The sequence below is a fragment of the Vibrio sp. 2132-1 genome, from assembly GCF_033344315.1.
This window is the reverse complement of record NZ_JAWPON010000004.1, coordinates 98,964-111,303: the sequence shown is the minus strand read 5'-3', so window position 1 is coordinate 111,303 and position 12,340 is coordinate 98,964. Positions and strand designations below refer to the sequence as shown.

The window sequence follows — 12,340 nt, the reverse complement described above, 5'->3', positions numbered from 1 at the left end:
TTCTTCCTTACTATCCTTATTACTTCACTTCAAATCCGTACGCATATGGATCTTCATCGTCTACCCATATTGTGTTGTGACCGTATACTTGTGCCCATCCTTCAATACTTGGCAAAATAGCGGCTTTGCCATTCACTTCGGTAATGCCTTCTATACGTCCTTGAAATAGGCTGCCGATGATACTTTCGTGAACAAAGTCTTCTCCTTGATTGAGTTTGCCTCTTGCATGCCATTGCGCCATGCGTGCACTAGTACCCGTACCACATGGCGAGCGATCCAACGCTTTGTCGCCGTAAAACACAGCATTTCGAGCGGTGGCGTTTTCTTGAGTGGGCTCTCCGGTCCATAGCACGTGAGAAACACCGCACACTGTCGGATCTTCTGGATGTACGCACTCAACCGCTCGAGATACCGCTTCGCGAACTTTTGGAGAAAGCATCAAAATTTCATCTGGAGAGTAGTGTTCAAGTCCGGCGTAGTTTTCTTGAGGGTCGACGATTACGTAATAGTTTCCGCCATAAGCAACATCGACAGTGAGCTCACCTAAGCCCTCTATGTCCACGGTTACGTCTTGGTGGGCAAGGTAAGCCGGTACGTTAAATATCTTTACCGACGTGACCTTGTCACCTTTTGTTTGGTAGTGCACTTCGATTTGTCCTGCTGGGACATCAAGTATCAAACGACCTTCTTTTTGGGGAGTGATAAGGCGATTTTCGATAGCGGTGGTGACGGTTCCAATGGTGCCGTGGCCACACATTGGTAAGCAGCCACTGGTTTCAATAAACAGAATTGAAGCGTCTGCGTTATCGCTGCAAGGAGGCAAGACAACGGACCCCGACATCATCGAGTGTCCGCGAGGCTCAAACATGAGTGCCTGACGAATCCAATCATAATGCTCAAGAAAGTATTGGCGCTTTTCGCTCATGGTATTGCCTTCGAGTGGAGGCACACCGCCTGCTACCAGCCTAACTGGGTTGCCGCAGGTGTGGGCATCAATACAGAAAAAAGTTCCTTGTCTCATTTTTCGCTCCTTGCTGAAAAAATGGTTGAATTAAACAATAGTGATGTTAACGTAATGTAAAATATATTGTATACAATCTACGTTTTCAAGTGTGACTCGGAGCATATTTATGTTGGTCAAGGATGAAACTAAAAAGGAAAGGATCGCTGTGATAGGTGCGGGGATTATTGGCTTATCAATTGGCTTGAAATTGCAGCAGCAAGGTTATCAAGTCACGATTTTTGATCCCAATGGCGTGGGGAATGGATGCTCTAAGGGAAATGCAGGCCATATCGCGACTGAGCAAATCTTCCCTCTTGCAACGCCAGCGCTGCTTCCACAATTACCTAAAATGCTGCTAGATCCCAAAAGTCCGGTTTCGATCCGTTGGCAAGATATTCCAAACACAATCGGGTGGATGGTTCGTTTTCTATTACAAACCAAGCCATCAGCCGCGGAGCGGGCAAAAAACGCGATTAAGAGTCTTAACGAGCGGTCAGTGGCAAGTTGGCGTGGCGTGCTTGATTCAATCGGAAAAGCGCATCTAATAAAAATGAATGGTTCATTGCTCACTTTTGAAAACGAGAAACTGTTTCAGAATTATCAAAGCACGCTTAACTCACTGGCTAAAAACGGTGTGGCGTATCAAGTTTGGACACAAGAGGCGATTCGAGAGCGGATACCTGATCTCAGCCATAAGGTTCGTGTCGGCGTCTTTTTTCCCGATACAGGTCATACGCTAGACCCTTATCAGCTCTGTGTTGAGCTAAGTGAAGCTTTTGAAGTTCTTGGCGGTAAGGTTTTACAAAACGGTGTATCTGCGTTGGCGAAAAATGGCGAGGTGCTGGTTGAGTCTCAAACGTATTCATTTGACCGAATCATTGTTGCTGCTGGTGTACATTCTAAGCCTTTGATACGGCAGCTAACCGGAGTCAAAGTGCCTATTCAAGCCGAGCGAGGTTATCACCTAATGGTGGACGACAAGCATGATGTACTGCCATTTCCTATTAGCTCTGCCGATAGAAAATTCATCATGACTCCGATGTCTGGTGGGCTACGCTTGGCAGGCACTGTTGAGTATGCCGATGTAGAGTCACCACCCAATATGAAACGTTCAGAAATGCTTTTTAAGTTAGGTGATGAGATGTTTGAATCGGGGTTACATCCACTCAAGCAAGGAGAAAAGTGGATGGGTAATCGGCCTTCAACAGTCGACTCGTTACCGGTTATTGATAGCATTTGGGATGGAAATGTATTACTGGCATTTGGCCACCAACACCTTGGATTAACTCAAGCGGCGATTACGGCAGATCTCCTTTTAGAGCTTATCGAAGGAAAGCCGACATCGATTGATCTTTCACCTTTTTCATTACAACGATTTGCCTGAAAAATTTAATATTAAATATTGTATAAAATATATTAGATGCTAATGTTAACTTAATTTTAACAAAAACTGGTATCCAACAGCCGTACTCGGATGCCTCCAGAAAAACAACCAAAAGGAGTAAAACATGTCACGAATGACCAAAGCACCATTGGCGCTGTTGATTTCAGGAATGCTGTTGGGGACCTCTGCTTATGCTGAAGACAAATTGACGGTCGTATCTTGGGGTGGTGCATTCACCAAGAGCCAAGTGGAGGCATATCATAAGCCTTTCATTAAAAAAACAGGTGTTGAGATCGTATCCGAGGATTTCAGCGGCGGATTAGCCGAAATTAAAGCACAGGTGGAAGCGAACAATGTGCGCTGGGATTTGGTTTCTCTCGACAAGCCGGACATTGTTCGTGGTTGTGCAGAAGGGCTATTAGAACCAGTGAGCCCAAGTATTTTGCCTCCGGGAGCTGATGGAACACCAGCACAAGAGGATTTTATTGATGGTGCGATTCACGAATGCGCAATCAATACCATCGTTGTGTCCACTGTATTAGCGGTGAACGAAGACGCGTTTAAAGGTAAGGCTTTGCCAAGCAAGTTGACCGATCTTTTTGACCTAAAAACTTTTCCAGGTCGACGTGCATTGCAAAAACAACCTCAGGGCAATCTTGAGTGGGCACTATTGGCTGATGGTGTAAAGCCAGAAGAGGTCTACAGCCTGCTCGAAACCGAAGCGGGGCGTGAGCGTGCTTTTGCTAAGTTGGATACGATCAAATCAGAAGTACTGTGGTGGACAACAGGTGCCCAGCCACCTCAAATGCTTGCAGACAAAGAAGTGGTGATCGCCTCGGCGTTTAACGGCCGAATCCACAATGCCCGTAAAGATGAAGGTCAACCATTTCGGATTATATGGGACCGTCAAATGGGTTACATGAATGGATGGGCGATACCTAAAGGGAGTGAGAACACAAAGCTTGCATTGGACTTTATTGCTTTTTCTTCAGGAACAAAACCATTAGCTGATCAAGCTAAGTACGTTGCCTATGGGCCTACGCGTAAGTCGTCTTCGGCGGAGGTGAACCCAGACATTTTAGCGAACCTTCCTACCGCACCTCAAAACTTCCAAACTGCCTTCCTGATTAACGATGAATGGTGGTCAGACTACGCGGATGAACTCAATGAAGAGTTCAACACCTGGCTGCTTAACTAGGCGTTAATTTTTGTATGGGACCGAGTTTTCATCCATAAGCGAGGTTCCGTACTTTTCCTCAACTGTATTTATGTTTTCGGAGAAATAATGAAAGTCATCGAAGCACAGCAAGTCGCGCAATGTTTAACAATGGAGTCTCTTATTGAAACGATGCGTGAAATGTACTCGCGGCCAGCAACAATACCTCAACGCCGAGTTATGCCCTTAGAAGAGGGAGAATACGAGGCGTTTGCGCTACTTCCAGCTTGGAACCAGGAGTTGATTGCGGTGAAAGCCTTTACGTATTTCCCGCATAACCCTGAGCAAGGCAAAGATACGCTTGCATCTAAGCTGCTTGTTTTCAGACGAAACGATGGTGAGCCGCTCGCACTCGTGGACGGTAAAGTTTTAACGTTTTGGCGCACCGCCGCAGCTTCTGCGTTGGCAGCGGACTATTTAGCGCGTCCGGATGCTGATCGTCTGTTGATCTTCGGAACGGGCAATCTTGCGCCTTATTTTGCGTGGGCATACGCTGCGGTTCGCCCACTTAAGCAGGTTTATATTTGGGGGCGTAACTCAGACAAAGCCGAGGCGACGGTAGATGCCATTGTGTCATCTTCAGAGTATCAGTCGCTTCCTGATGAGCGTCGGTTCCGTGTTTCAGTCGTAGAAAATGTGGACCACGTTATCAAACACGTTGACATCATCAGCTGTATTACCGCATCAGCAGAGCCTTTGTTTAATGGCGCAGACGTGCAGCCGGGCACCCATATTGATTTGGTCGGTAATCATGACTTGGATAAGCGTGAATGCGACTCCGAAGCAGTGCAACGAGCACAGGTGTATGTTGATAGCCGTATTAATGTATTAGCCGAAGCGGGCGATCTTCTCATTCCAATTCAAGAGGGCGTGTTCACGTCAGACGATATTAAAGGGGAATTACCGCAGCTTTGCGCCCAACAAATCTCAGGACGTCAAAACGATGAGGTCATTACTTTATACAAATCAGTTGGCAGTGCTTTGGCTGATTTGGCCGCTGTAAAGGCGGTGTTGTTAGAAAATGGCATAGATAGCCATGCCTGAGCATTTTTGCTCGTTCATTTAAATTGCATACAATATACATATAAGGAAAGTAGTTCATGAAAATTGATTGGAAAGGTGTTTATCCGGCGGTCAGTACGCAATTTCGTCAAGATCAGTCAATCGACTTAGACGCAACGCAAACTGTTATAGATAACCAAATTAAAGATGGTGTGAATGGCATTATCTGCTTGGGTACTGTCGGTGAGAACTGTGCGTTGTACCCGGAGGAGAAACGCCAGGTCTTGCAAGCGGCAAAAGAAGTCGTAAATGGCCGTGTGCCTTTGATTGCTGGTACAGCAGAGTCTATTACCACAGCAGCTGTTGATTACATGCAGGATGCGTACAAAATTGGTATCGATGGTTGTATGGTGATGCCTGCCATGGTTTACCGCACGTCTGAGAGCGAAACGTTCGAATATTACCGCACGCTAGCAGAAGCAACGCCAGAAATGCCAATCATGATTTACAACAACCCGGTTGCTTATGGTGTCGATGTAAACCTCGACATCATGGCGAAACTGGCTGAGTTTGAAAGTATTGTAGCTATCAAAGAGTCGACCACTGATACTCGTCGTATCACCGAGCTTTACAATAAATTTGATGACCGCTTTACCGTGTTCAGTGGTGTTGATGACATCGCTCTTGAATCATTGATGCTAGGTGCGACCGGCTGGATTTCTGGTTTAACCAACGCATTCCCAGAAGAGTCCGTTGCGATTTATAAACTGGCAAGCCAAGGTCGTTATGCTGAAGCGTTAGAGATCTACCGTTGGTTCTTACCCCTACTGCGTTTAGACACCATTCCTACGCTGGTTCAGTGCATAAAATTGGCCGAGCAAGTCTGCGGACGTGGTTCTGAACAAGTTCGTGCGCCACGCCAACTCTTACAAGGTGAAGAGCGTCAACAAGTCATTCAAATGGTTGAACATGCGTTAGAAACCCGCTTAGACCTATCCAAATACAATCTGTAATTGTGCTGTTTAGTAGAGCGTTAACTGACGCTCTACTCATTCGTAATATTCAAAAAATGAGAAGAGGGAAGTCATGAGCACGGAAAACAAGGACTATGTCAGCTTTCAACACGTTAAGAAAACCTACGATGGCACGAATTTGGTGGTGAAAGACTTCAACTTAGATATTGCTCCTGGAGAGTTCGTTACTATGTTGGGGCCGTCAGGATCGGGCAAGACCACTTGCTTGATGATGCTAGCAGGCTTTGAAACTGCGACCGGTGGAGACATTTATATTGATGGCGTTCCTGTCAATCATCTCGCGCCGCACAAGCGTGATATTGGTATGGTGTTTCAAAACTATGCGTTGTTTCCACATATGACCATTGCTGAGAATCTTGCGTTTCCTTTAAAGGTGCGAAAACTCGACAGTGACACGATTCAAAGCAAAGTTCAGAGTGTATTAGAAATGGTCGAGCTTGAGCATGTTGCGACTCGATACCCGAAGCAGTTATCAGGTGGTCAACAACAGCGTGTTGCGTTAGCGCGAGCATTAGTGTTTGAGCCTAAACTCGTGTTGATGGATGAACCACTAGGCGCGTTAGATAAGCAGCTGCGTGAGCAAATGCAGATGGAAATTAAACATTTGCATGAAAAGCTTGGCATTACCATTTTGTATGTGACGCACGATCAAGACGAAGCTCTCACTATGTCCGACCGTATTGCGGTTTTTAATCACGGCGAAGTGCAACAACTCGCGACACCAACCGAGCTTTATGAATCTCCGAGTAATACGTTTGTTGCGCAGTTTATCGGAGAAAACAACCAACTCTCAGGTTTAGTCAAAGAGTGGAACGGAAAGTATTGCCAAGTGCTCGTTGGGAAAGAGTTATTTACTGCGAAACCTGTCAGAGTCTCTGAGCAAGGGCAGAGAACAACACTTTCCATTCGACCAGAAAAGATTGTTATTCAACCAGAGAAAGCGTCTTGTGAGAACCAAGTCTCGGGCGTCCTACGAGAATTGATTTATCACGGTGATCATTATCGTCTGGTCGTCGAAGTAGAGAGCGTTGGTCACTTCATCGTTAAAGTACCTAACGATAATCGTAAACACTTGCAGTTAACGCCTGGCTCAATTTGTCGTATTGGTTGGCAAAGTGACGATTGCCATGCTCTTGATGGGACACAAACTCAAAGTAGCGAGGTAGCAGCATGAGTCGAGAGCTAACCGCATTAGATTCTGTATTGGAAATCGAACGCCAAGTTCATGAGCAAGAAACCAATCTGAAAGCGCAGCTGCAAAAGGCAGAGCGCCGAAAAAAGCTTCGCTCCATTATGCTCACAACGCCATTGGTGTGTTTTATTCTGCTTACGTTTGCTTTTCCTATCCTCGACATGCTTTTTCGAAGCGTGGATAACCGAGAAATATCCCAGTCACTCCCACAAACTATTCAAGCTTTAGAAAGTTGGGATTATCAAGGTCAGCCTCATCAAGAAGTCATTGAGGCATTCTCTGTTGAGGTACTTGCGCTTTATCAAAGCAAAGAGCTACCGAAAATAGCCAACCGGATGAATATTGAAGAGTCTGGTATGCGCAGTTTACTCATGAAAACCGGCAGAAAGTTGTCTCGGTTGACGTCGCTGCCGATCTCGGTGACACAGTTGGCTAAGCTGGATAAGCGTTGGGCTAATCCTAAATATTGGGCGGCGTTTAAGAATCTTAGTGGCGCATTAACATTCAGTCATTATCTTGCAGCGCTAGACTTGCAAGTGAATGAGTTTGGAGACATTGAGCCCCAACCAGAAAAACGCCAAATATACGTCGACCTTTTCTTTAAAACTTTTTGGATGTCTATTTCAATCACCTTAACTTGTTTGGTGATGGCGTACCCCGTTGCTTACCTGCTTGCCAATTTACCTGATAAGCGCGCGAACTTACTTTTAATTATTGTGCTGCTGCCATTTTGGACATCATTGTTAGTCAGAACCACGTCTTGGATTGTTCTGCTGCAAAACCAAGGGGTCATTAATGATCTCCTTATTTGGTCGGGTTTTACTTCTGAGCGAATTCAGATGATTCACAATACCTTCGGAACGGTGGTGTCTATGGTGCACATTCTGTTGCCTTTTATGATCCTGCCTCTGTATAGCGTAATGAAAGGAATTAGCCCAACTTATTTCCGAGCCGCTCGTTCTCTAGGCGCGACGCCTTTCATTGCGTTCATCAAAGTTTATATGCCGCTTACGTTACCGGGTATAGGTGCGGGGGCCTTGCTTACTTTCATTCTTTCTATTGGCTTCTACATTACGCCCGCTTTGGTTGGTGGAAGAAGCGGACAGATGATCTCCAATATGATTGCCTATCATATGCAGACATCACTGAACTGGGGGATGGCTGGCGCATTGGGTGGACTGCTTTTGTTCGTTGTACTGGTTCTGTTTTATATGTTCAACCGTGTGGTTGGCATTAACAACCTTAAGGTAGGGGGATAACCATGGCATTACCAAACTATGCATCAAAAGTAGAGCGAGTTGCTTACGCAGGTTACTTAGCTTTTTGTGGGGTGGTGCTGTTCTTTTTAATCGCTCCAATTCTGACCATCATCCCGTTATCGTTTAATGCAACGCCTTACTTTACTTTTACCGAGGGGATTTTAAACCTTGACTCGGCAGCGTATTCTACTCGCTGGTATCAAGAAATGTTTACTAGTGATCAGTGGCTGTTGGCGCTGAAAAACAGCACGTTTATTGCTTTTATGGCGACACTCGTTGCAACAGGGCTAGGAACTCTGGCGGCGTTGGGTTTAGCAAGTAGTAACTTGCCTTTTCGCAATACGATTATGGCGCTGTTGATCTCACCCATGATCGTACCAGTCATTATCTCTGCTGCTGCGATGTACTTTTTCTACACACGCTTTGGCTTATCACAAACTTATTTAGGCATCATTTTGGCACACGCTGCGTTAGGTACGCCTTTTGTCGTCATTACCGTTACTGCGACGTTAAGCGGCTTTGACCATAGCTTGGTAAAAGCGGCGGCTAGCTTAGGCGCAAACCCTGTTTATACTTTCAGACACATTACCTTTCCACTGATTCGTCCGGGGATGATATCTGGCGGCTTGTTTGCTTTTGGCACCTCGTTCGACGAGGTTGTGGTGGCGTTATTCCTGACTGGGGCAGAACAAAAAACCGTTCCGAGGCAGATGTGGTCAGGAATTCGAGAGCAAATTAGTCCGACCATATTGGCGGTCGCTACGTTGTTGATTTTTATGTCGGTGTGTTTGCTCGTGACATTAGAAGTTTTGCGTAGACGTAATGTACGCATTCGAGGCATTCAAGAGTAACCAAACTTTTTCTTTGTTGGTCACTTTGCACTTTTGTTTAGGGGCACCTCAATTTTTGACCAAATGCGCCTCATTGTAGGCGCTTGTCTTTTTTGTGTATCTTCAGCGATGACTGACATATCACTCTGGTAGCTTAATGCCAGCTTGCTCGAAACGTGCCAAAGGCGACTTGTTTGATTGCTGATACCAACTAGCTGGCATGTTTGATTTAAGTCGCGCTTTTTCTTCCTTGCTAATCACAACATAATGCAAAAACGTATCAAGTGTGGTTCCCATCACGTCAAATGTCATTTCCCCATCTTTGCTGATGGCTTTCAATAACCCAACCACGGCTTCCTCAGGGACTAACGGTTCAACCACCGCCTTTTTTCGCTCTTTTATTGATGTTGAAGCGGGCAGTCTTGCACGTGCCGTCTCCCAACAAACTTTGTTGGTTTTACTGACAAGGTTGTGCTTGTAGCAGTAGTAACTGAATAAAAAGCGTGGCAGGTTTTGCCAGCGTTCGGCTTGGACTTCTAACCAAAGATGTTGTAGCTCAATATCAGCGTCGGTCATAGGAGTTGTTTAGCAAAAAGAAAAGAAACCATTTTATCGCTTTTGTGAGGAGCAATAAAAGATATTTGAATGGAAAGATAAACAACTAGTTGATCAATATTACTAAAGCAAATCGATTTCTGGCAAGCTCGTGCAACGGCAACTCGAGTACCAAAAACTGACACCGTCACGTTCAGTTGTTAACAAAATGTTTCATCTTGTCTTGCGAGTAGATTATATGGAGATGCTCTTGCAGTAATAAGGGCAGTGGCGATGCAAAAGACGTAATGCATTTAAGGAAAACTCAATATAGAAGAAATTAGATGGAACTGAAGACTTTGAGTGTCGCGATTGCGACAACATTAACCAGCACTGGCGTATTTGCGTTAAGCGAGCCAGTTTCTCAAGTTACAGAGCAACATGCACATTCGGCTCATACACACGGTGTTGAATCCAATCGAGTTGAATACCAACCAACCGCAACTCTCCCTATTCAGCCCTCCAAGGCAACTCGAGTACAGTCACTTGAAAGCCTTGATGAGTCGAGCACTGCTTGTGATTTGGAAGCATTGGTTACCGAAAGCAGTAACCAATTGATCAGCGAAATTTTAAGTCAGGGCGCGACGTGCGTGAACCAGTTATTCTCTGCTGAAAGTCGGATTCAGGAGTCGGTATTTAGCTCCGATCATATGTACAACATTGCGAAGCGCACTACGACATTGGCGAAGGGGTATACAGGTGGCGGGAGCGATGAACTCGAAACGTTTTTCTTATACTTGCGCGCGGGTTATTACGCCGAGTTTTACAATGACAACATCTCATTTATTGAATGGGTTACCCCAGCGGTGAAAGAATCCGTGGATGCGTTTGTTAATAACGCAAACTTCTATGAGAACAGCGACCGTCACGGCAAAGTGCTTAGTGAAGTCATCATCACTATGGATAGTGCGGGCTTGCAGCACGCGTACTTACCGCAAGTGACCCAGTGGCTTACACGTTGGAATGATCAATACGCCCAGCACTGGTATATGCGCAATGCAGTTAACGGTGTTTTCACTATTTTGTTTGGTGGGCAGTGGAACGAGCAATTTGTGCAAATAATTGGCAACCAAACGGACCTTGCCAAAGCTTTAGGCGATTTTGCTCTGAGGGCATCATCAATCGGTGCTGAAGATGAGTTCATGGCCGCGAATGCGGGGCGAGAGCTCGGGCGTTTGACCAAGTATACGGGTAACGCGAGTTCTGTTGTGAAGAGTCAGCTGAGTCGAATCTTTGAACAGTATGAAATGTATGGTCGGGGTGACGCGGTTTGGCTTGCGGCGGCGGACACTGCCTCATATTACGCAGATTGTAGTGAGTTCGGAATTTGTAATTTCGAAACTGAGCTAAAAGGCTTAGTGCTATCGCAAACTTATACTTGTAGTCCAACAATTCGAATATTGTCCCAGAATATGACGCAAGAGCAACACGCGGCCGCATGTTCTAAAATGGGTTACGAAGAGGGTTACTTTCATCAGTCATTAGAAACTGGTGAACAGCCAGTAAAAGATGACCACAATACTCAGATCCAAGTCAATATCTTCGATTCAAGCACCGATTATGGTAAGTACGCAGGGCCAATTTTCGATATTAGTACTGACAATGGCGGTATGTACTTGGAAGGCGATCCTTCCCAGCCGGGGAATATTCCCAACTTTATTGCTTATGAAGCCTCTTATGCGAACGCGGATCACTTTGTCTGGAACTTAGAGCACGAATACGTGCATTACTTAGATGGTCGATTTGATCTCTATGGAGGGTTTAGTCATCCAACTGAAAAAATAGTGTGGTGGAGTGAAGGCATTGCAGAGTATGTCGCTCAAGAAAATGACAACCAAGCAGCACTTGAGACGATTTTAGACGGCTCGACATATACCTTAAGTGAGATTTTCGAGACTACTTATGATGGGTTTGATGTCGATCGAATTTATCGTTGGGGGTACTTAGCTGTACGTTTTATGTTTGAAAATCATAAAGATGACGTAAACCAAATGCTGGTGGAAACACGCCAAGGGAATTGGAGCAATTACAAAGCAACGATCACCCAATGGGCGAATTTATATCAAAGTGAGTTTGAGCAGTGGCAGCAAGCCCTTGTCTCAAATGGTGCACCTAATGCAGTCATAACCGCAAACAACAAGGGGAAAGTCGGTGAAAGCATTACATTTAGCAGTGAAAACAGTACAGACCCAAACGGGAAGATCGTCAGCGTCTTATGGGACTTCGGTGATGGCTCGACAAGTACACAAACCAAGCCGACGCACCAATATGGGAGTGAAGGGGAGTATTCGGTCAGTCTAAGTGTGACAGACAGTGAAGGCTTGACGGCAACCGCCACTCATAGTGTTGTTATCTCAACGTTGGGCGGTAATGACACATTGCCACAAGACTGCGCGGTGCAAAGTAAAGTAAGCGGTGGGCGCCTAACAGCAGGAGAGCCTGTTTGCTTGGCAAATCAACAAACCATTTGGCTGAGCGTGCCAGCGGTGAATGAGAGCTCAAATCTGGCGATAACGACGGGGAACGGTATGGGCAACCTAAAGCTTGAATACAGTAACTCTGGTTGGCCGGATGGTGCTAATCTTCACGGGTGGTCAGATAATATTGGTAATGGAGAGTGTATTACGTTGTCAAATCAGAGTAACTACTGGGGCTACGTTAAAGTCTCTGGGGACTTTGAGAGTGCCGCCATCGTCGTTGATTTTGATGCTCAGAAGTGTCGTCAGTAGGGCATTTTAACTGCATCATTTTAATTTAATTGATCGCCTCGCTAACATTGCGGGGCGTTTTTGTTTTTCACGCCGTTATCTCTATAAAAAAAACCAG

General features: G+C 45.6%; 10 protein-coding genes. 8 read left to right on the top strand and 2 right to left on the bottom strand.

Annotated features, from left to right (window positions below; all coding sequences use genetic code 11):
- Nucleotides 1–19: 19 nt before the first annotated feature.
- Nucleotides 20–1,021 (bottom strand): 4-hydroxyproline epimerase, encoded by a 1,002-nt coding sequence (locus R8N47_RS05510; RefSeq protein WP_047008677.1) that lies wholly within the window; start codon nt 1,019–1,021, stop codon nt 20–22.
- Between the two features lie 109 nt (nt 1,022–1,130).
- Here R8N47_RS05510 and R8N47_RS05505 point away from each other — a divergent pair, with 109 nt between their 5' ends.
- From R8N47_RS05505 to R8N47_RS05475, 7 genes are all read left to right on the top strand, one after another.
- The gene (locus R8N47_RS05505) at nt 1,131–2,387 is read left to right on the top strand and encodes an FAD-dependent oxidoreductase (protein ID WP_318070267.1); all 1,257 of its coding nucleotides are present in this window, start codon (nt 1,131–1,133) and stop codon (nt 2,385–2,387) included.
- 124 nt (nt 2,388–2,511) lie between these two features.
- Nucleotides 2,512–3,585 carry a polyamine ABC transporter substrate-binding protein gene (locus R8N47_RS05500; protein WP_017633955.1) on the top strand — a complete coding sequence of 358 codons (1,074 nt, stop codon included), beginning with the start codon at nt 2,512–2,514 and terminating at the stop codon, nt 3,583–3,585.
- A gap of 87 nt (nt 3,586–3,672) precedes the next feature.
- Entirely contained in the window at nt 3,673–4,647 is a 975-nt protein-coding gene (locus R8N47_RS05495) for an ornithine cyclodeaminase family protein (protein WP_005389759.1), read from the top strand.
- Between the two features lie 56 nt (nt 4,648–4,703).
- Entirely contained in the window at nt 4,704–5,618 is a 915-nt protein-coding gene (locus tag R8N47_RS05490) for a dihydrodipicolinate synthase family protein (RefSeq protein ID WP_005377851.1), read from the top strand.
- Nucleotides 5,619–5,691: 73 nt separating this feature from the next.
- Nucleotides 5,692–6,813 carry an ABC transporter ATP-binding protein gene (locus R8N47_RS05485; RefSeq protein WP_048626301.1) on the top strand — a complete coding sequence of 374 codons (1,122 nt, stop codon included), beginning with the start codon at nt 5,692–5,694 and terminating at the stop codon, nt 6,811–6,813.
- Nucleotides 6,810–8,090 (top strand): ABC transporter permease, encoded by a 1,281-nt coding sequence (locus R8N47_RS05480; protein ID WP_064353853.1) that lies wholly within the window; start codon nt 6,810–6,812, stop codon nt 8,088–8,090. Before R8N47_RS05485 ends, R8N47_RS05480 begins: the two co-directional genes overlap by 4 nt.
- A gap of 2 nt (nt 8,091–8,092) precedes the next feature.
- Nucleotides 8,093–8,941: an ABC transporter permease gene (locus R8N47_RS05475; RefSeq protein WP_064353854.1), complete on the top strand. Its 849-nt coding sequence runs from the start codon at nt 8,093–8,095 to the stop codon at nt 8,939–8,941.
- Between the two features lie 120 nt (nt 8,942–9,061).
- Here R8N47_RS05475 and R8N47_RS05470 read toward each other — a convergent pair whose 3' ends face one another.
- Entirely contained in the window at nt 9,062–9,496 is a 435-nt protein-coding gene (locus R8N47_RS05470) for a hypothetical protein (RefSeq protein ID WP_017820898.1), read from the bottom strand.
- 302 nt (nt 9,497–9,798) lie between these two features.
- On the opposite strand from R8N47_RS05470, the gene R8N47_RS05465 reads away from it, so the two are divergent.
- The gene (locus R8N47_RS05465; RefSeq protein WP_262594016.1) at nt 9,799–12,243 is read left to right on the top strand and encodes a collagenase; all 2,445 of its coding nucleotides are present in this window, start codon (nt 9,799–9,801) and stop codon (nt 12,241–12,243) included.
- The last annotated feature ends 97 nt before the right edge of the window (nt 12,244–12,340 follow it).

Coding starts and splice junctions, on each gene's coding strand:
- R8N47_RS05510 (WP_047008677.1), bottom strand. CDS start 1,021: ATGAGACAAGGAACTTTTTTCTGTATTGATGCCCACACCTGCGGCAAC.
- R8N47_RS05505 (WP_318070267.1), top strand. CDS start 1,131: ATGTTGGTCAAGGATGAAACTAAAAAGGAAAGGATCGCTGTGATAGGT.
- R8N47_RS05500 (WP_017633955.1), top strand. CDS start 2,512: ATGTCACGAATGACCAAAGCACCATTGGCGCTGTTGATTTCAGGAATG.
- R8N47_RS05495 (WP_005389759.1), top strand. CDS start 3,673: ATGAAAGTCATCGAAGCACAGCAAGTCGCGCAATGTTTAACAATGGAG.
- R8N47_RS05490 (WP_005377851.1), top strand. CDS start 4,704: ATGAAAATTGATTGGAAAGGTGTTTATCCGGCGGTCAGTACGCAATTT.
- R8N47_RS05485 (WP_048626301.1), top strand. CDS start 5,692: ATGAGCACGGAAAACAAGGACTATGTCAGCTTTCAACACGTTAAGAAA.
- R8N47_RS05480 (WP_064353853.1), top strand. CDS start 6,810: ATGAGTCGAGAGCTAACCGCATTAGATTCTGTATTGGAAATCGAACGC.
- R8N47_RS05475 (WP_064353854.1), top strand. CDS start 8,093: ATGGCATTACCAAACTATGCATCAAAAGTAGAGCGAGTTGCTTACGCA.
- R8N47_RS05470 (WP_017820898.1), bottom strand. CDS start 9,496: ATGACCGACGCTGATATTGAGCTACAACATCTTTGGTTAGAAGTCCAA.
- R8N47_RS05465 (WP_262594016.1), top strand. CDS start 9,799: ATGGAACTGAAGACTTTGAGTGTCGCGATTGCGACAACATTAACCAGC.